Here is a 20,041-nt window from a genome sequence, read left to right on the forward strand (position 1 = left end):
CTGCGAGGTCGGGGGCAAATGCGCGGTCAGGTGCTGCTGTGAGGTGGAAATTATAGTTCATCTTCGCCCAGCATGTGGTAGAGGTTAGAAAAGTCTGCCTGAATCTGCTCGTGAAACTGTTGGAATGGTTCTGGGCCGCCAAACCAGCTTAGCACCTCATCACGGCAAAGGGCGGTTTTGCTTTTCGATAGCAGGCTATGATAGGAAGAATGTTGCCAGTCTTTGAAATCAGGTAGAAGGCTGTGGTGCTGCGGGTTAAAATGAATGTAGAACACTAACCGGCTAAAGTATGCTTCTGATGTGACGGGTTTGCGCTTAAACCGCTGCTGAAAAAGCCTGCCGGTACGGCAGTTCCAGTTGTTAAATGCTTTAGCGTAGGCGTTTAGCAGATGGCTTAGTTGCCGGGGTATACTGATCATTCTCTCGGCATCTGCGACTGCTGTATGCGGTTTCAGGTCTTCTGTGGACTTAACCCTTAGCAGAAAGTGCACATGGTTTGGCAGCAGACAATAGGCAAAAGTATCTACGTAAGGCATTAAGTATGTACGGTACAAACCCAGAAAGTAGTGGTAGTTCTCTTTGCTTCTGAAAATGGTTTCGCGGTTGTTGCCACGAGTATACACGTGGTACGTTTTCCCAGGCTCCATTTCAACGGTTTTCTGCATACAAACCTATACGCAATTCACCTGTTTTGTAGGCAACACAAAAATCAAATTAGACTTCGCAGCCTGCACCCGACCTCGCAGCGTGCGCAGCTCCTGCGAGTGTCTTCGTTTCATAAGCTGCCGCTACTGATGTTAGACGCCAGCAGGACCTTCACCGACCTCGCAGCGTCCGAAGGTCCTGCGAGTGTCTTCGTCTCTGGTTTATGCTACTGGTGTTAGACGCTCGCAGGACCTTCGGACGCTGCGAGGTCATGGCGCACGCTGCGAGGTGGGGAGAGAATTGCGCCATAAGTTATACTTTGCAGCATTCAATCAATTATTGCAGACCGTTTTCCTCCCCCTCCTTGGCATCGTCGTTGTTAACTTTCTTTACCTTGCGTGGCCTGGCTTTGGCATCCTGCTTACCGAACTGGTAGTTAAAGCTTAGCCTTACCTGGCGCAAATTAATACTCATGCCGTTCGACTGATCCAGCACAAGTATGTTTTCAGAGTTATACGTTTTGATAAGGCGCTCACGGGTCACGTACTTGTTAAATGGGTTGTTAACGCCCAACGTTACGTTTCCTTTTTTGTTCAACACCTCTTTTCTCACAGCAAAGTTATAGGTTCCGTATGCAAGCGTTTTGCCCTGCAGCGTTACCTGCGACGAGTTGTAATCGCCTGCCATTTGTGCGCTGAAGCCTTTGTTAAAGTTGTACGATACATTCAGGTTGGTATTGTACACGATGCCGGTGTTCGATTGCTGCTGGCCTCCCCCCTGAATGGAAGCATAGAACAGGTTCAGGTTACTGCTAACCCTGCCCTTTTCCAAAAACTTAGTGCTGCCAGACAGGCTTAGCCCGTAGAAACTCTCCTGCCCTATATTGTCAAAACTTGTTGTTACTCTGCCTACAGAATCAGGGTTAGAACCAGTGTACGGTGTACTGAACGACTGAATGGCGTTGATTGTCTGACGCAGGTACAGTGATGCATTTATGGTTGCTCCGGACTTAGAGAAAGTGCTAAAACCCAGTTCATAGGAATCGGTTAATTCGGCCTCCAGTTCAGGATTACCACGCACCACGTTCTTCGGGTTGCTCACGTTCTCGTATGGGTTTAACAGCGAAAGTTGCGGCCGCTGAATACGTTTGGAGTAGTTAAACTTGATCGTTTGGTTCTGTTTCAGGTTTCTTGACACGGAGACGTTGGGAAAAAGATTGTTATACTCCTGCTCTACTTGTGTACCGTTGGAAATAAAGTCCCCGTCAATCTGGGTATACTCGTACCTAAGGCCCATCTTCAGGTTATACTTCTCAAGCTTTAAGCCATAGATAGCATAAGATGAAAGCACATCCTGGTTATATGTAAACAAGTCTGTTCTGTCTGGCTGCAACACAAACGGTGATGAAGCCGGACTTGCCACCAGGAAGCGGTAATCGCTTTCGGCATAGCGCCAGATGGCTTTCGTGCCAACTTCCAATGTCTGGGTTTTGTTTATAGGATGCGTATAGTCCGCCTGGGCAGTTATTTCTTCGTTGTAGGCGTCGTTGTAATTCTGCTCTTTTTGCGTTACCTGTTCGTTCTGATACAGATCCATAAAGTTCTCATTGTTTCGGGTGGTTCTGCTGATCAGTCCCAGCACCGAAAGCTCCTGACCTGGCTTTTTGAACGACCTGGTGTAGTCAAGATTGATATCGTAGTTAATCCCGTCAAAGCCGTTGCTTCCTACTCGCGTGTTTCTGTTTTCGGGCTCATTTCTGAATACATTGGTTGTTAGCTGCGTGGTTTTAAATTCAATATCAGGAATTGTCATGCGTATGCCTGTCGCAATATAGCTGGTCTTACTAAGCCCATAGTCTGCGCCAAAATGTAACAACCTGGACGAAGCCACTCTGTTCATGTCCAACTGCTGTGAACTGCTCGATATGGCTGAACCCGGACCGAAAATCGACACGATATTATTCTTACCACGCATATCGCTTACCGCATAGCCCACTGTGCTGTTTACTCCAACCTTGCCTTTGCGATAGTTCAGACCCAAACTGGCGTTACTATTAAGCGTACCTAAATTAGCTGAAACGTTTCCGGTCAGGCCCTGTACGCCATTGTCCTTCTTTAAGATGATGTTGATGATTCCGGCTGTACCTTCCGCGTCATACTTTGCTGATGGGCTGGTGATTACCTCAACGGACTGTATCTGGTCTGCCGGTATCTGCTTCAGGGCATCGGCCACACTGCTGGCCACCACAGCAGAAGGCTTGTTATTGATGAGTACCCGTATGTTTGAACTGCCACGCAACTGCACGTTGCCTTCCAGGTCCACGCTCACACCCGGCACTTTCGCCATTACCTCAGCCGCTGTCGCACCGGGGTGGATATCTTTCTCAGTATTATACACCATCCTGTCCACTTTATCCTCAATAAGTGGCTTTTCTCCGGTAACAGTAACCTCACTTAATGTTTTAGAGCTGGGCTTAAGTATAACCGTTCCCACATGCACATCGTCTTTCCCTTTCTCTAAAGCCACATTATCAACTGTTATAGTTTCGTAGCCAACAAACCTGACAGAGAGCTTATAGTGCCCTGGTGCAACCCCGGCAATACTAAACCGGCCCTTGCTGTCTGTTGTGGAGCCGTCCACAATTTTCCCTGATTCCTTATCAACAAGTGCCACCGAAGCAAACTCTACAGGCGCTTTTGTCAGTTCATCCTGAATAATACCGCTTATCTTCCCGTCGCCTTTTGCGGTGGGTTGTGTTGCAACTGGTGGCTTGGCTCCGCCGGCAGGTGGGGTTGCCAGATTTTGGGCAATAGTAGCCTGTGCAGCGAGAAAGCCCGCTACGGCTATAAGTATAATCTTTTTCATAATAAAGAGCTTAGATAGTAATGTTTATAGGTTGAATTCTGTTTAGGAAAGGGTGTTCCTGTCACATTCAGTAAGCTCCATGGCCATGTAGCAACTTGTGCAAATGTTTATCTTCAATTGTATTATTTATACTTTACAGGTTTTATTCGCTACTCTGCTCATTCGGATTTGCAATCTGGTTTAGCTGCTACTCAACAGCTGGCAAAGTATAATATCGGATTGCAAATCCTAATAGTAGATGCTTCGGGATTACAAATCCCGAAGAGCAACTGGAAGAGCAACTGCTTTATGTGTTCGAAAAAAGGCGTACCCACCCCTGCCCCTCCAAAAAGGGGAATATCTTGTCAACTCACTTCTTTCTGACAGGAGCAGAAGTGGAGCCTCGTACAAACAACTAACCTTATTATTCACCAGCACTAAGGGCGAATAGTGCTGTACTCTGTTTTAAGCGAAATTTATACTTGCAGCTGCTGCATATACGATGCGCCAACCGGTACTTCATTTCCTTTAATGCACACCTGGTGGCGCTCAATTTTATCTATCCTGTCTTTGGCAACAATGTAAGAGCGGTGCACACGTACAAACTTATCCGTTGGCAGCATATCACTTGCTTCCGTAATGGTCATGCGTGTCAGCACTTTTTTATCTTCCAGCACAAACGTTACATAGTTGCCAGCGGCCTCTAAGTATAAAATCTCATTAAAATGCACCTTCACCTGCTCATAACCGGTTTTCAGAAACACGTAATCTTTGGCTGCATCTGCTGCATTACCATTACGCAGCAGGTATAGCTCCTGCGCTTTGTTGCAGGCTTTCACGAAGCGGGCCAGCGAAAAAGGCTTCAGCAAATAGTCAATGGCATCCAGCTCAAAACTGGTAACCGCATGCTCCGAATAAGCTGTGGTAAAGATCACAAGCGGCTTTCGCTGTAAGCTGGTCACAAACTCCAGTCCTGTAATGTCAGGCATTTTAATATCCAGAAAGATCAGGTCTACAGGCTCTTTTTGCAGGTACTCCAGGGCCTGGAAGGCATCCGTGAAACTGGCCACCAGGTCTAAGTATGGAACCTTAGATGCCAGGTTTCTTACTACTTCCAATGCCAATGGTTCATCGTCTACTGCAATTGCCTTCATTTGTTTTATCCTTTGTTCTTACCAGCTTAAGGTACTAAATATTTATTTTTATGTTATCAGCAAACCTTTTCACTCCGACTCCAAAGCTAATTACCAAGTCGAGTTAAAAGCGATAATTTATATAGTTGTAAATCTTTGATGGTTAATTGGTGTTACAAATATACTTTACATACTATGTATTGCAAGGTACTATTTTTATACATACTACTATTTTATACCAACAAGCTCTTTTTATCCGTAAAAAGCAGTGAAATCCGGATAAACAGTAAGCTAAAACCTAAAGCTGCAGCGTCAGGTGCACAAAATATTCCTCTGCAGTTTCCCTGATCATCAGCTCATGCTTGCCTGGGTACAAATGCCCAAGGCGCTGCTTCACGTTTACCAGCCCAACTCCCGATTTGTCTTTCTCCGGATCCTGCTCATGCTTGGCATGTATGCTGTTGTACACGTCAAAGTATAACTTATCGCCGGCAACATGCAGTGTTATCCTGATCCAGGACTTATGCTTCAGGCTGATGCCGTGCTTAAAGGCGTTCTCCACAAATGGTATCAGCAACATAGGAGCAATAAACTTATCTGTTACCACATCCTGTATCTTGGTTTCTATACTTATGTTCGGAGAAGCCGAAGTACGCAGGGTTTGCAGCTCAATAAAGTTGCGCATGTACTCAATCTCCCGGGAGAGCAATATCTTCTGTTGCAGGTTTTCGTGCAGCATAAAGCGCATCATATCACCCAGCATTTGTATGCCTTGTGCCGTGCGTTCGCTGTTTTCCTGCAGCGCTGTGCCATAAAGCGTGTTAAGGGCATTAAACAAAAAGTGTGGATTGATCTGAGAGCGCAGGAAATCGAGATTGGCCGTAGACTTGCCCAGTTCTTCTTTCAGAACAAATAATTCTGCATTCCCTTTTAAGTGGCGCTTAAATAAAAACCAGGTGGCAGGCACAGTTATGAACAGGTGAAACACCGCATTAAAAAAGCTGATACCCAAAGCTGATTCTTCATCCTGTATCAGCAGCATCATCAGGAACGACACCGGCAAATAAGATAACAAAAGTATAAAGCCACTGATCAGGGCGTAGTACCTGAAGGGCTTCTTTTTATGCATTGCCTTCGGAAGAAGCGTGTAAAAAGACACACAGTAAAGCACCAGCGCACTCAGTGATACCAGTCCCCAGGAAACCGTCAGGTTCTCATCAACATTAAGCACCAACAACAGAAACACGCTCACCATCCAGGCAACAAAAGCAGTGAGCACATCCCGTGTTATAATTTTATACTTTGACTCTATAATAGATGAGTTTGAAAGCAGGTACATGCCGCTATACTTGATGCCGGTATAAAGCCCCAGCATCAGCAGCAGCCAGAAGGCATAGTGGAAGCTTTGCTGGAAGATGTAATTATAGGTATGATCCGCCGACTCAAACCGGGCAAACAGGTAGCCTTTGGTATAAGTATCCATAATACCGACAAAGAAGCCAACGGCCACAAAAGTCAGAAGCGTCAGAAAGACGTTCAGCCACAGGGATTGCTTTTTGAGCAGCCTTGGCACCAGCACAAAATTGGCAAACAGAAACACCAGGTACAGCAGCAGGTATCTGAAAAGCTGCGGAACAAAAAAATGCTCGTAGTAATTATACTCTATTCCTGCTTCTCTGAATAAGTACCTGTTAGGGCTAACGCCTATAGCCAGCGAAAACAAGGCAAAAACAAAAATGGTAGTGGCTGCCCAAAACTCCACCTTGTGGCGGTGGATCGGCTCAGCGATATAGCTTTTTAATGTCATATCATTCATAGAACAATGATAAAGGAATGTATAAAGTAAAAATAAAAAATGTGACGAATGTGTTAGAATTTGTGATGGAAACCGCCCAAGCAACATCCCATTAACAGCAGCTTTTAAAGCCCTTAAAAGCTTGCTGGCATTGCCTACTGTCCTCGCAGCGTTCCCGAAATTCTTCGGGAACGCTGCGAGGTTGGGGTTTAACACGCCATTAAGTTAATTTATACTTTGCCCTTACTAATGCCAGAAACCATCCAAAGTCATAACACCAAGTGAAGTAATTATACTATATTGCACTTTTAACATACTTAACCTCATATGAAACAACTTTTACTTCTTCCCACCCTTTTGCTTCTATTCATTTCCGGCGTATCGGCTCAAAACCGCCCGGGGCCTGTTGAGCAAAAGGTTACCGACAACATCTGCGACTGTATCTCTAAAGTTGACCTGGAAAAGATCAACGGGAAAAAAGATGCCGAGCAAGCCTTTGTAGACTGTTTTACACAACAGTCCAGCCTGATCGTGGACCTGGCAAAAGAACGGAACGCCGACTTTACAGACCAGGCTGCTATGCGCACCATCGGAACAGACATTGGCAAGAACCTGCTGACACAGAACTGCCAGGCCTTTTTAAAATTATCTGTGGCGATGGTTGAAAAAGAGAATATCCATACTTCGTCAGGAACAACGGAAGGCCGCCTGAAAAGAATCGAAACCAAAGATTTTAACTACTTTGTGCTTACAGACAGTGAAAACAAAGAGAGATCTTTTATCTGGCTGCGTCAGTTTCCGGGTTCAGAAAGCTTCATGAACGACAACAGCAAGCTGGCTGGCAAAAAACTGAAGATCAAGTGGAATGAAATTGAAGTATACATTCCGTCTGCTAAAAACTACTACAACATAAAAGAGATCGTGGCCCTGGAGGTATTGTAGGTATACTTTACTGGCTTAACATACGCTAAAAGCAGGTACTCTTTTGTGCCTGCTTTTTTTAATTCTGCCGTATACCAATGAGCTTACCAGGTTAGCTTCAAAGTATAATCTTCGTTTAGTTTTATATCAGTTCCAAGCTTCTGGCATTCACGGCTCAGCACCTTGGCAAGCCATTCTACATCGTCTGCTTTCATGTGGTTTAGCCGGAAATTTTTAACCTGCATTGGTACCATGTGCAACGCCAGCAGTTTGCCGGTTGTAGGGTCCAGGTCAGGGAAATACATCAGGGTCAGGTCGCCACGATATTCCTCGTGTCCTTGTATGCCTTCGTAGTCGGTAATGAAATCTCCGGCACCGTACAGGATCAGCTTATCTTTGTACACCTCCATACCCAGCGGATGATGTGAAGAATGTCCGTGGATCAGGTCTACTCCAGCCTCATCCAGCAGTTTATGCGCAAAGCTGCGCCGGGCAGCCGGAATGTCGTAGCCCCAGTTATCTCCCCAGTGCACCGAAAAAACCACCACATCGCCAGGTTGTTTTACCTGCTTCACCTGCTGCTTTATCATGCTCAGGGTCTGGGCACTCAGGTCTGGCAAAACGTTAACACCAGACAGCCGTGGCGTGGCAGCCCATTCCTGCGGTATCCCACTGGACTCCGATCCATAGGCCAGCACGATCACTCTACCGGCTTTGGTTCTATATATGGCAGGTTTCCGGGCAGCTGCCAGGTCTTCACCGGCCCCGGCGTGGGCAATACCGGCCCCTGTTAAGGTTTGCAGCGTTTGTGTCAGCCCCGGCCGCTGCCAGTCCAGTACATGGTTGTTGGCGAGGGAGGCAAAGTCTATTTTAGCGGCAGTAAGCACCTTCACGTTTTCAGGGTGCATGCGGTACTGTATCTGTTTACCGGGCCATGGTTGGTTGTGTGTAGTGATGCTGGTTTCGAGGTTGATGATCCGGAGATCGGGATTGAGGCGTTGCCATGCTTGCAGGGCATCTCCCCAGATATAGCTGTAATCTAACTTATTCGGGAGGGCGCCATTTACGCGCTCTGCCAGCCGCACATAATCCCTGGCGTCTTTTACATAAGACTCATAAATGCGCGGGTCAACCGGGTTGGGCAGCACCTGGTCTATTCCTCTTCCGGTCATCACATCGCCGCACAAGAATAACCTGATTTGCACAGAAGACTGCGAAGGTGCGCTCTGTTGCCCCGGCTTGCCGGCTACCTTGCCCGACTCCTGGCATCCGGACAGCAAAGCAGCGGCGATCACAAGTATAACTGATACCCATAACATGGTATACTTTTATACTTGCGCGGCGTCAATTTGGATGGGCAGCCACAGCAGTATTATTCTTTCCTCACCCCGAACTTGTAGATTGTGGTGTGCCTGTACTTCTCCCCCGGCCTTAAGATAGCAGATGGGAAACCGGGTTTGTTGGGAGAGTCGGGGTAGTGCTGCGCCTCCAGGCAAAGGCCGGCGTAGCGAACATAAGGCGCTTTGTTTTTCCCGGTCAGGTCGCCTTTCAGGTGGTAGCCTGTGTACAGTTGCAGACCTGGCTGGGTGGTGTATACTTCCAGAACGCGCCCCGAGCCTGGCTCATACACAGTGGCCGCGCGCTTCAGGCCATCCTTCCCGTTCCGGAGCACATAGTTCAGGTCATAGCCTTTTTCCCGGGCACCGTGCAGGCGCTTGCCAATTTGCTGCGGCGTGGTAAAGTCGTATGGCGTGCCCTTCACGGAGGCCAGCTCGCCAGTCGGGATCTGGGTATTGTCAGTAAGGGTATACTTGTCGGCGTTTAGCTGCAGCACGTGGTCAAGTATGGTCTCAGACTTACCGGCGCTCAGGTTGAAGTAGCTGTGGTTGGTCAGGTTAACGGGGGTGGCTTTGTCTGTGGTGGCCTCGTAGTCTATCTTCAGGCCGTTGTCCTCGGTCAGGGTGTAGGTTACAGTTGCCCTCAGGTTGCCGGGGTAGCCCTCCTCCATGTCCTTGCTGTGATAGGTGAGCCGCAGCGCATTCTGCCCCGGCAGTTCCTCGGCCTGCCACACCACCCTGTCGAAGCCCACATGGCCCCCGTGCAGGTGGTTGGGCGCATCGTTCACCGCCAGTTTATACACTTTGCCGTCCAGCGTGAACCTGCCCTTGCCGATCCGGTTCGCAAAGCGGCCTACAATGCCGCCAAAGTGCGGCTCGTTCGGTATATAGCCGGCCACGTTGTCAAAACCCAGCACCACATCCCCCATCTGCCCGTCCTTGTCCGGCACGGTAACGGAGGTAACGATGGCGCCATAGTTGGTGATGCACACCTGCGCCCCGTTCCGGTTATGCAGCGTGTACAGGTATACTTCTTCCCCGTCTGGGGCCTTTCCGAAAGGTGTTTTTGTGTTTCCCATGGGCAGCAAGGCTTCATTGCTCGATTCATCATCTACGGTAATTTCATCAGAAAAGAGCCAGGTTTTCTGACCTGCCGACGGGTATTTGGCAGGGCTAACCCCCACGTTCTTTGCCGTCACTTTGATATAACGCGCCTTTATGGTCGGGATAACAGCCTTGTAAGCTCGGGTAAGTATACCCTCCTCCGCCGTGGGGTCGGGGTTTGCGATCTCCTTTACCGTTCTGTAATTCTTCCCGTCCTCAGACACGGCAAAGGTTACCTGGGCAGGCAGAAAAATGCGGTAGCCAATGTTCTGCATGAAAGAGGCGCTAAGCCTTGACACCAACTTTACTTCCTCCAAATCCAGCACTACTTCCATGTCAGTACCCAGGAAGCCTGTCCAGTGGCCATCGGTCTGGTCAGTAGAGCCTTTCAGGCCATCCACTAGCCTGGCCTTGTTGTTATAGCTGGCATGTGCGGGCATTGTAAGCGTTACCGGTTTCGCAAAAGCCAGGTGCGCATCAAACGTTTTGCTACTGACCTTGCCCACTTGCTTCCCATCCACAAACGATGCTGCTTTGATTACTGCGGTTTTGTTCAGGGTAAAGGGTTTGTTGTAAATCATTGAGGACGATGTTGGCACTGTGCCATCCAGGGTATAGCGAATGGTGGTATTGGCCGCCTCGTTTGTAAAGCTGACCTGCAACATTTTCTTCTCTGGATTTACTTTAAGCTGCTGCCGCACATTAAACGGGCTGCGGGCATAGTTTATCCCCATAGCATCATAGCGTTTATACTGCTGCTGCATGCGGTTCTTAAAGCTTTCCCAGTCTTTTTTGTTTGCTGGCGTCCAGAGCACTTCCGCTAAAGCAGCCATGCGCGGCATGATCATGTATTCGATGTGGGATGTCGTCGGGATGTACTCTGTCCAGACATTGGCCTGCGCCCCAAGTATAAATTTCTTCTCTTCTGCTGATAACTCTGCCGGTGTGGGCTCAAAGTGGTATACTTTCTCAAGAGGGTTGTAACCGTGGATAGCAATCGGTTCCAGTTCACGCTCTCCCTGGTAGTGGTCAAAGTATAAATGCGTGCCCGGTGTCATCACTACATAATGCTTTTGTTTGGCAGCTTCAATCCCACCTTTGGTACCGCGCCACGACATTACATAGGCATTGGGTGCCAGGCCGCCTTCCAGTATCTCGTCCCAGCCGATGATGGTTCTGCCTTTAGCATTCAGGAATTTCTCCATGCGCTGCACAAAGTAGCTCTGCAGTTCGTGCTCATCCTTCAGGTTTTCCTGTTTTATGCGGGCCTGGCACTTCGGGCAGGCCTTCCAACGGGTTTTCGGTGCTTCGTCGCCGCCGATGTGAATGATCTTGCTCGGGAACAGGGCCAGTACCTCTGTCATCACATCTTCCAAAAAGGTAAAGGTCTGCTCGTTGCCGGCGCAGAAAATATCATGAAAAATCCCCCACTTCGACTCTACCTTGAACGGGCCACCTGTGCAGGATAACTCAGGGTAAGCAGCCAGCGCCGCTAAAGCGTGGCCCGGCATTTCGATCTCGGGTACTACAGTAATGTAACGTTCCTGGGCATACTTTACCACTTCCTTAATTTCTTCCTGGGTATAGTATCCTCCGTGGCGCTCTTTTTTGTAGGTCTGTGGTAGGTCCCAGTAATGCCCAATCAGGGTACTGTCGCGCCATGCGCCAACCTGGGTCAGTTTCGGGTATTTCTTTATCTCGATGCGCCAGCCCTGGTCATCGGTCAAGTGCCAATGGAAGGTGTTATACTTGTGCATGGCCAGGTAATCGATGTACTGCTTCACGAACTCCACCGGGTAGAAATGGCGCACTACATCCAGGTGCATGCCACGCCAGTTAAAACGAGGCTTATCTACTATGCTTAGGGCGGGTACTGCTACAGTGGCCGTGGCAGGTGCAGCCGGCAACAACTGCCTAATGGTTTGCATACCCCAGAAAATGCCGTTAGGCTTATTGGCTGCCAGCGTGATACGGCCTGGGCTTATGTTCAAAGTATAGCCTTCAGCGCCAAGCGTATCCGGGGCACCCTGCAGGGTAAGGTAGATCAGGTTTGTATTTTTGGCGCCGGGTTTGCGCTCGATTAACTCCGGCTGTATACCGGTTTTCTCTTTTAACTCAGTGGCTAGTTGTTTGCCTATCCGCTGCAGCTCGGCATTCTTCTCTCCAATATATATTTTGGTATTGGCGGTAACTGTAAAGCTCCCCTTTTGCATAATTAGCTTAGCCGGCTGCGGAATCAAGGATACAGTTTGCCCCAGCGCCGGTACCATTACCGTGGAAAGTATACTTAGTACAAAGATTACAATGCGGCTTTTGATGCTCATATGATTAAAGTAACGCGTGCTACTCTAAGGTAGTGTTTTTTAAGTTAATGTGGTAGCCATGTTGCTACCGGATTCGGACCAGATAAGTAGTACCAATGCAATAAGTTTGCCTACAAAGTATAAACTGGCGAATTGGGTGAAGATCCCGAGCAAGAAGGGTAACAAAAGAAATAGCGCGCACGAGTGGCACGCCAAAGAACACAGAGGCAAGATTTAACTTCCAGGTATGGCGTGCAGGTAATCTTACTAAAACCCCGCAACACCACACAAGGAAGTTCCCCTTAATCAAATAAAAAAACTAACTTAAAATTTCCATCGAACGAAGGCCTCCATGGCCTCGTAATCTGCCAGCCCCAGGGCATCGTAGCTTTGGGCTGTTTCGCGGGTGCGCTCTTCGGCCCTTACCCAGAACTCACGCTCATCGTCGCCGGGGAACACCGGGCGGTCTTTCTGCGACTGATGCTTGAATATGGCGAAACGCTTGCGCTGCACTTCCTGCGGCGACAACGGCACGGCCATCTCGATCTCATGCGTCTCGAACTCGTGCCATGCACCACGGTACATCCACAGCCAGCAATCATGTGCCCACTCTTCTGTTTTAAGCAGCCTGCGCAGGGCCTCCTCCACAATCCTGAAACAAACAATGTGCGTACCATGCGGGTCGGCAAAGTCGCCGGCGGCAAAGACCTGGTGCGGCTTAATTTTCTGCAACAGCTCCATGGTCAGCTGCACATCCACTTCCGTTACAGGGTTCTTAACTGTTTTGCCTGTTTCGTAGAAAGGCAGTGCCATAAAATGGATGTGGTCGTCAGGCAATCCGGCATAGCGAGCACCCGAAATGGCCTCACTTTTACGGATAAAAGCTTTCACATCACGAATCTCTTTCGGGTCCAGCTGGTTTGGTTGCTTGTCCTGCAGGAAGCAGCGCATGTTATTGTAAATTGTGTCCAGTTTGCTGGTGTCCTGCCCGATGCTGTTGTTAAAGTCAATGGCAAACTCCATGTAACGCAGCACGTCGTCGTCCCAAACGGCGGTGTTGCCTGAGGTCTGGTAAGCTACGTGCACATGGTGGCCCTGGTCTACCAAACGAATAAACGTACCACCCATCGAGATCACATCATCGTCGGGGTGCGGCGAGAAAATAACCACTCGCTTCTGGGCAGGCTCGGCACGCTCCGGACGCTGTTTGTCGTCGGCTCCGGGCTTACCGCCTGGCCAGCCAGTAATGGTGCGCTGCAGTTTGTTAAAAATGTCGATGTTTATGTTGTATGCCGGACCTTTTTCTGTTGCCAGCTGCGCCATACCGTGGTTGTTGTAATCCTCGTCAGTCAGCTTCAGGATAGGCTTGTTCACTGTTTTAGACAGCCAGATAACAGCTTTCTTGATCAGGGCATCATCCCAAATACAGTCCTTAACCAGCCATGGCGTGTTAAAGCGGGTAAGCTCCGAGGCGGCATCCATGTCAAGTATAAACTCCACGTTATCGGAAAGCTGCAGGTAAGTGGCCGGCACATCCGACGACATCTCACCCTCAACTGCTTTCTTGATGATCGGCGCTTTTTTACCGCTCCATGCCATCAAGATGATCTCGCGGGCTTTAAAAATGGTACCGATACCCATGGTAATGGCTTTGCGCGGCACGTTCTCTTTACCACCAAAATCACGGGAGGCATCACGGCGGGTCAGGTCGTCCAGGGTTACCAGTCGCGTACCAGAGTTAGGTGCAGAACCCGGTTCGTTAAAACCGATGTGGCCCGTACGGCCAATACCCAGAATCTGTAGATCCAGGCCTCCTACGGCCTCTATCTTACGCTCATACCCCAGGCAGTAGTCATGTATCTCGTCAAGCGGCAAGGTACCATCCGGAATATGCACGTTGTCTTTTTCTATATCGATGTGATCGAAAAGATTTTCGTTCATGAACGTTACGTAACTCTGAGCAGCGGTTGGCTGCATCGGGTAGTACTCGTCCAGGTTAAAGGTGATCACGTTCTTAAAGCTCAGTCCCTCTTCGCGGTGCATGCGCACCAGTTCGGCATACACCCCAACAGGCGTGGCACCTGTGGCAAGCCCAAGCACAGCCATTTCGTTGTTTTCCTGCTTTCGCTTGATCAGGTTGGCAATACGTTGCGCCACTTTTACGGATGCTATCTTCTGGTCCGGATAGATCGTGGTCGGGAGCTTCTCAAAACGTGTTTCCTCCAGGAGGTTTAATCGAGCCATAGCTTTCAAATTCGTTATTCGTTTATCGTTGGTCGTTTGTCGTATTTCGTGTTCGAACAAAAGCATATTTAAAAGTAGTGCTCAAACCCTTGTCCTTCTTAAAGCTGATCAGTTAAAAGATCCCTCTATACACGAAACTCGATCTACAAGTACTTCAGGTATAAATTGTAAAGTATAAGTTTTTCTTTCTCCGTTAGTGTGGCATTTACCTCCGACTGAATAAAATGCAGCTTGAAGGCCTTAATCGCGGCATCCATGTTACGCACATCATACCCGATAATGCGCAGGGCATCCTTTGGGTTAAAGTTGTCGGGCACTTTATACTTTGGCTCATGCTTCAACACCAAAAGTTCCGGTTGCAAAATGCTTTTATCCGCCACAGCAGTAGAGTCGAAGTATGAGCTTGCTACCAGCACACTATCCAGCGCATCAGCATCGTACCACAGCCCAAATCCCTTTTCTGCCAGCTGTTTCCAGGGGAAAGTCGGGTTGGGGTCATTTTTGCGTGTTGGTGCAATGTCGGAGTGCCCTATAAAATTGGCGGCTGGTATGTCGTGTTTCTTCTTCAGTGTTTCCAGTACTCCCAGCAAGCTGGCGATCTGGGCCTCGGCAAATGGTTCAAACCCATTGTTATCCAGCTCAATCCCAACAGAAGAGGAATTGATATCTGTGTTATTGCCCCATTTACTCACCCCACCATGCCAGGCACGCAGGTAATCGTTCAGCATCTGGTATACCTTGCCGTCGCGACCTATTACGTAATGTGCGCTTACTTTGGTGGCCGGAGTTGTAAACGTTTTAAGGGTTTGTGCTGTTGAGTTCTGCGCCGTGTGGTGTATGATCACGAAATTTGGCTTGCGCATGTTAAAGTTCGTGGCACCTACCCATTGGTCACCTTGCGGGTAAGGTATACTTTCAGGTGCAGGCTCCGGTACGGCATACAGAGTACGGGCATATACTTTGGCCTGTTTCTTGTAAACCTTGTTCGTGGCCGCATACGGATTGGTGGCACACGCGCCTACTATTAGCCCGGTGGCCACAACCAGAAATGCCTTTATTGCTGAACGCATCATACCTTATATGTAAGCTCTGTTGTTTTTATCTCTGAATGCTGCCAAACAATATTTACCCTTTAAGGGCAATCAGGTATATGCTGCCTTTTCGCTAGCTTTACCAAAGTTTGGGGCATCACAGATTCACACCCCAATATTGCTTTTATTTGCCGGAATTAAAAAATATCCTGCAAATAAAAATATAAAACATGTAAAAAGCCTTATATTGCAGTAAATCAAACCATTTTATACATTTTTAGCTTTGAAAAAATATTCTGTCCCGTTTCTGACGCTTATACTTTTAGGGTTATTAAGCCTGAATACCCTGCAGGCTCAGACAAAAAGCTCAAAAATCCGCAAGACTTCTGCCGCTAAACCGGCAGCCCTGGCTTTTGATCCAGTAAGAGACCCTGCGTTTTTGGCTGGGCTTCAGTCTAAATGGGTTGACTCAGTAATGATAACCCTTACGCCAGAAGAGCGCATTGCGCAGCTGATCATGATTCCGGTGTACTCCAACAAGAACCAGGCGCACATCGACTCAATCAGTACATTGATCAAGACCTATAAGGTGGGTGGCCTGATCTTCTTCCAGGGCGGACCGGTGAGGCAAGCTAAGATGACCAACCGCTACCAGGCTGAGAGCAAAGTGCCCTTGATGGTAAGCATAGATGGCGAGTGGGGCCTTGGCATGCGCCTGGACAGCACCATCCGCTTCCCATACCAAATGACCATGGGTGGCGTTACCGACGAAAAGCTGCTCTACGAAATGGGTGCCGAAATTGCCCGCCAATGCAAGCGCATGGGCATCCAGATAAACTTTGCCCCTACCGTTGATATTAACAACAACGCCAACAACCCCGTTATCGGATTCCGCTCTTTTGGCGAGGACAAGTATAACGTGGCGCGAAAATCCATTGCCTACATGAAGGGCATGCAGGACAACCACGTATTGGCAAGCGCCAAGCACTTTCCGGGCCACGGCGACACCAACGTAGACTCACACTATGGTCTACCGGTAATACATTTCTCCCGCATCCGCCTCGACTCTACTGAACTTTACCCATTCCGCCAACTAATGGAAAATGGTCTGGGCAGTGTGATGGTAGCGCACATGAACATACCGGTACTGGACAATACCAAAAACCTGGCCTCTACCCTGTCTAAAAAGATTGTGACGGACCTGCTTAAAAATGAGCTGAACTATAAAGGTCTGGTGTTTACCGATGCACTCAACATGCAGGGAGTTGCTAAGTTCTATCCTCCTGGAGTGGTGGATGTGAAAGCTTTAGTTGCCGGCAACGACGTGATGCTGAATACCATGGACGTGAAAACCACCATCGCGGAGGTTAAAAAGGCCATCGCGAACAAAGAGATCACACAAGAGGAAATTGATTTCAGAGTGCGTAAAGTACTGGCCGCCAAACTATGGATGGGCCTTGACAAATGGCAGCCAATCGAAACAAAGAACCTGATTGCAGACCTGAACAACCCACATGCCGAGTACCTGAACCGCCAGCTGATGGAGGCTTCCGTTACCGTGCTGCGCAACAAGCAAAACATACTTCCTATTCAGACGCTGGACACCATGCGCATTGCGGCACTTGCTATTGGTACTGACAAGGAAACAGATTTCCAGAGAGGACTGGCGCGCTATACCAACGTGGACACGTACTACCTCACACCAACAGCTACACTTGCCGACCTGCAGAAATTGAAAGAACAGCTGGCAAAGTATAACTTAGTAGTTGCAGGTGTTCATAAACTGAACCTGAAAGCCGGCAGCAGCAATTTTGGCATCACCGCCGAGATGAACCTGTTCCTGAAAGACCTTATCCGCAGCCAGAAAACGATAGTAAGCGTTTTTGGCAATGTGTACAGCCTGGCGCACCTGGAGAGCGTGGACAAAGCAAACGCCGTGATCACAGCTTACCAGGAAAATGCACTGGCACAGGATGTAGTATCTCAGATCATTTTTGGTGGTGTAGGTGCCAAGGGCAAGTTACCGGTAAATGTTTCCAGTGCCTTTAAGATTGGTGATGGCATGATAACGCAAGGCAATCTTCGCCTGGCTTATACTTCGCCGGAAGCTGTTGGATTAAAAACGGTGGACTTTGCCCGTATCGACTCTGTAGTAGCACAGGCCATACGCGAGAAAGCTACCCCAGGGGCACAGGTATTGGTGGCAAAAGACGGCAAGGTGATCTACCAGAAAGCGTTTGGCTACCATACGTACGACAACCAGACTGCCGTTAAGAACACCGACCTTTACGACCTGGCCTCTGTTACAAAGATCTCTACCTCGCTTGCTGCCCTGATGAAGCTGAAAGGCGAAGGCCGCTTTAACGTAGACAATACGCTTGGCTCCTACCTGCCCATGATGCAAGGCTCTAACAAAGAGAACTTGAAGTACAGAGATATTCTTACCCATCAGGCCGCTTTAAAAGCATGGATACCTTTCTGGAAAGAGACTGTAAAGAAGAATGGCAAGTTTAAGTGGGCTACTTTTAAAGCAGATTCCTCGGCACGTTTCCCGATTAAAGTGGCGAACAACCTGTACATCCACCGCAAGTATGCCAACAAGATTTACAAAGAGATTGCTGAGTCGCCGCTTAACGAAAAGCCGGGTTATGTGTACAGCGACCTGTCGTTTATACTTGCGCCAAAGGTTGTGGAAGGCATCACCGGGCAGGAGTTTGAGTCATACTTAAAAGAGAACATCTACAAGCCGATTGGGGCCACCTCGCTTACATTTAACCCTTACAAACACTACAAGCCATCTCAGATCGTACCAACAGAGTATGAGCCGCACTTCAGGGCACAGTTGCTGCACACCACCGTGCACGACGAAGGCGCCGCCATGCTGGGAGGTGTTAGCGGACATGCCGGTTTGTTTGGCAACGCCAACGACGTGGCTAAACTAATGCAGCTATACCTGAACGACGGCACGTATGCGAACAAAACATATATTGCAGGTAACACAGTAAGCGAGTTTGGAAAATGCCAGTTTTGCGACCAGGGTAACTACCGTGCACTGGGCTTCGACAGGCCTTCCAAGCCGGGTGCCCAGAACAGCAATGCGGCACCTTCTGCATCGGCAGAGAGCTTCGGCCACTCTGGCTTTACCGGAACTTATACCTGGGTAGATCCAGTAAACAAGCTGGTGTATGTGTTCCTGAGTAACCGCGTAAACCCAACACGTGAGAACCCAAAGTTGAGCAAGCTTAACACCCGAACCAATGTGCTGCAGGTAGTGTACGATGCCATTGAGAAATCCAAAACTGTAAAAGCTGAAGCTTCAGCAGTAACCAAGTAAGAAATAGGTCGTTCCGGTTATCCTGAACGACCTATTTTCTTTATATATTAACGCCACTGGTACAAAATCAAAACTATGCTTTTTGCTTAAAAACATCTGAGCTCAAAAATCATACACCATGAACAAGACTATTATGGTAAGCAACACAACCGAGGCAGGCCTGCTTACAAACAGCACCTACGAAAGATACCTTTCGCTGGACGTACTCCGGGGCCTGACCATCGCGCTGATGGTTGTGGTAAACAATCCTGGTAGCTGGGGCACCATTTACGCACCGTTCAAGCATGCGGCCTGGCATGGCTTCACCATAACCGACCTGGTTTTTCCTTCGTTCCTGTTTGTGGTGGGCAATGCCATGAGCTTCAGCATGCGCAAGTTTGAGCGCCAACCAGAAAGTACATTCCTGAAAAAGGTGTTCAAGCGCACTGCCCTTATCTTCCTGATCGGCCTTTTCCTGCACCTGTTCCCGTTTGTTACCCGCACCGAAGGCGAGATCGTGTTGAAAGACTTTACCGCTGTGCGCATTATGGGAGTACTGCAGCGCATTGCCCTGTGCTATTTCATAGCCTCTCTGGTGATTCACTATTTTAAACTGAAAGGGGCAGCCATTTTCAGTGCCATTATACTTTTAGGCTACTGGGCAGTAATGTACTTTTTTGGGAATCCCGTTGATCCGTATAGCCTGGAGGGAAATGCCGCCCTAAAGTTTGACAGCCTGTTAATCTCTGACGAGAACCTGTACAAAGGCTTTGGTATTCCATTCGATCCGGAAGGACTGCTGAGCACACTGCCTGCCACAGTGAATGTGATTGCGGGTTATTTTGCTGGGATTTTCATCCAGAAAAATGGCAATAACCTGAACACCATAGTAAAATTGGCACTTACTGGTGCTGTGCTCGTAGTTATTGCCCTGATCTGGGATATGAGCTTCCCAATCAACAAGCCGCTCTGGACCAGTTCTTATGTGCTGCACTCGGTTGGCCTGAGCCTGCTTATACTTGCCGGACTTATACTTGTAATAGAAGTGGCTGGGCTTACTAAATGGACAAAGTTTTTTGAGGCGTTTGGCAAGAACCCACTCTTTATCTTTGCCCTGGCCACCCTGGTTATCAAGCTGCTTAACTTTATCCGGATCGGGGAAATAAGCTTACAGAAATGGCTTTACGAAAAATTGTTTCTAACCTGGACCGAGGGTGAGACGGCTTCCCTCCTGTTTGCCCTATCCTACATGCTGGTAATGTGGGCCGTAGGTTACTGGATGGACCGGAACAAGATCTATGTGAAAGTATAGCATTGCCTGATATTCGGATTTGTACTTTTGTTGATTTAATAGAAAATATCTTATATTTG

At 48.5% G+C, this 20,041-nt stretch carries 11 protein-coding genes; 3 read left to right on the plus strand and 8 right to left on the minus strand.

Annotated elements, in window-relative coordinates; all coding sequences use genetic code 11:
* Nucleotides 1–50: 50 nt before the first annotated feature.
* The 4 genes from AC4BAP_RS12165 to AC4BAP_RS12180 all read right to left on the minus strand — a co-directional run bounded on the left by AC4BAP_RS12165 (nucleotide 51) and on the right by AC4BAP_RS12180 (nucleotide 6,429).
* Nucleotides 51–647, minus strand: a complete 597-nt coding sequence (locus AC4BAP_RS12165) for a transposase (RefSeq protein WP_490582930.1) — start codon at nucleotides 645–647, stop codon at nucleotides 51–53.
* Nucleotides 648–981: 334 nt separating this feature from the next.
* Nucleotides 982–3,510 carry a TonB-dependent receptor domain-containing protein gene (locus tag AC4BAP_RS12170; RefSeq protein WP_490582931.1) on the minus strand — a complete coding sequence of 843 codons (2,529 nt, stop codon included), beginning with the start codon at nucleotides 3,508–3,510 and terminating at the stop codon, nucleotides 982–984.
* A gap of 455 nt (nucleotides 3,511–3,965) precedes the next feature.
* Complete coding sequence (locus AC4BAP_RS12175; RefSeq protein WP_490582932.1) at nucleotides 3,966–4,643, minus strand: LytR/AlgR family response regulator transcription factor; 678 nt, start codon at nucleotides 4,641–4,643, stop codon at nucleotides 3,966–3,968.
* A 277-nt stretch (nucleotides 4,644–4,920) separates the two neighbouring features.
* Entirely contained in the window at nucleotides 4,921–6,429 is a 1,509-nt protein-coding gene (locus tag AC4BAP_RS12180) for a sensor histidine kinase (RefSeq protein WP_490582933.1), read from the minus strand.
* A 315-nt stretch (nucleotides 6,430–6,744) separates the two neighbouring features.
* On the opposite strand from AC4BAP_RS12180, the gene AC4BAP_RS12185 reads away from it, so the two are divergent.
* Entirely contained in the window at nucleotides 6,745–7,359 is a 615-nt protein-coding gene (locus tag AC4BAP_RS12185; protein ID WP_490582934.1) for a hypothetical protein, read from the plus strand.
* A gap of 83 nt (nucleotides 7,360–7,442) precedes the next feature.
* Here the strand turns inward: AC4BAP_RS12185 and AC4BAP_RS12190 are convergent, their stop codons facing one another.
* The 4 genes from AC4BAP_RS12190 to AC4BAP_RS12205 form a co-directional block, all read right to left on the minus strand.
* Complete coding sequence (locus tag AC4BAP_RS12190) at nucleotides 7,443–8,657, minus strand: CapA family protein (RefSeq protein ID WP_490582935.1); 1,215 nt, start codon at nucleotides 8,655–8,657, stop codon at nucleotides 7,443–7,445.
* Nucleotides 8,658–8,710: 53 nt separating this feature from the next.
* Nucleotides 8,711–12,103, minus strand: coding sequence for an aldose epimerase family protein (locus tag AC4BAP_RS12195; protein ID WP_490582936.1), 3,393 nt, complete (start codon nucleotides 12,101–12,103; stop codon nucleotides 8,711–8,713).
* A gap of 303 nt (nucleotides 12,104–12,406) precedes the next feature.
* A complete protein-coding gene (nagB, locus tag AC4BAP_RS12200; protein WP_490582937.1) occupies nucleotides 12,407–14,392 on the minus strand; it encodes a glucosamine-6-phosphate deaminase in 1,986 nt (661 codons plus the stop codon).
* A gap of 77 nt (nucleotides 14,393–14,469) precedes the next feature.
* Nucleotides 14,470–15,399: an N-acetylmuramoyl-L-alanine amidase gene (locus AC4BAP_RS12205; protein WP_490582938.1), complete on the minus strand. Its 930-nt coding sequence runs from the start codon at nucleotides 15,397–15,399 to the stop codon at nucleotides 14,470–14,472.
* A 433-nt stretch (nucleotides 15,400–15,832) separates the two neighbouring features.
* On the opposite strand from AC4BAP_RS12205, the gene AC4BAP_RS12210 reads away from it, so the two are divergent.
* Nucleotides 15,833–18,691 (plus strand): serine hydrolase domain-containing protein, encoded by a 2,859-nt coding sequence (locus AC4BAP_RS12210; protein ID WP_490583103.1) that lies wholly within the window; start codon nucleotides 15,833–15,835, stop codon nucleotides 18,689–18,691.
* A gap of 118 nt (nucleotides 18,692–18,809) precedes the next feature.
* Nucleotides 18,810–19,982: an acyltransferase family protein gene (locus AC4BAP_RS12215; protein WP_490582939.1), complete on the plus strand. Its 1,173-nt coding sequence runs from the start codon at nucleotides 18,810–18,812 to the stop codon at nucleotides 19,980–19,982.
* The last annotated feature ends 59 nt before the right edge of the window (nucleotides 19,983–20,041 follow it).

The sequence above is a fragment of the Pontibacter sp. GD7 genome, assembly GCF_058216375.1.

Bases quoted from the DNA above. Each gene is read 5' to 3' on its own strand.
- AC4BAP_RS12165 (WP_490582930.1), bottom strand. From the start codon at position 647: ATGGAGCCTGGGAAAACGTACCACGTGTATACTCGTGGCAACAACCGC.
- AC4BAP_RS12170 (WP_490582931.1), bottom strand. From the start codon at position 3,510: ATGAAAAAGATTATACTTATAGCCGTAGCGGGCTTTCTCGCTGCACAG.
- AC4BAP_RS12175 (WP_490582932.1), bottom strand. From the start codon at position 4,643: ATGAAGGCAATTGCAGTAGACGATGAACCATTGGCATTGGAAGTAGTA.
- AC4BAP_RS12180 (WP_490582933.1), bottom strand. From the start codon at position 6,429: ATGACATTAAAAAGCTATATCGCTGAGCCGATCCACCGCCACAAGGTG.
- AC4BAP_RS12185 (WP_490582934.1), top strand. From the start codon at position 6,745: ATGAAACAACTTTTACTTCTTCCCACCCTTTTGCTTCTATTCATTTCC.
- AC4BAP_RS12190 (WP_490582935.1), bottom strand. From the start codon at position 8,657: ATGTTATGGGTATCAGTTATACTTGTGATCGCCGCTGCTTTGCTGTCC.
- AC4BAP_RS12195 (WP_490582936.1), bottom strand. From the start codon at position 12,103: ATGAGCATCAAAAGCCGCATTGTAATCTTTGTACTAAGTATACTTTCC.
- nagB (WP_490582937.1), bottom strand. From the start codon at position 14,392: ATGCTTTTGTTCGAACACGAAATACGACAAACGACCAACGATAAACGA.
- AC4BAP_RS12205 (WP_490582938.1), bottom strand. From the start codon at position 15,399: ATGATGCGTTCAGCAATAAAGGCATTTCTGGTTGTGGCCACCGGGCTA.
- AC4BAP_RS12210 (WP_490583103.1), top strand. From the start codon at position 15,833: ATGATAACCCTTACGCCAGAAGAGCGCATTGCGCAGCTGATCATGATT.
- AC4BAP_RS12215 (WP_490582939.1), top strand. From the start codon at position 18,810: ATGAACAAGACTATTATGGTAAGCAACACAACCGAGGCAGGCCTGCTT.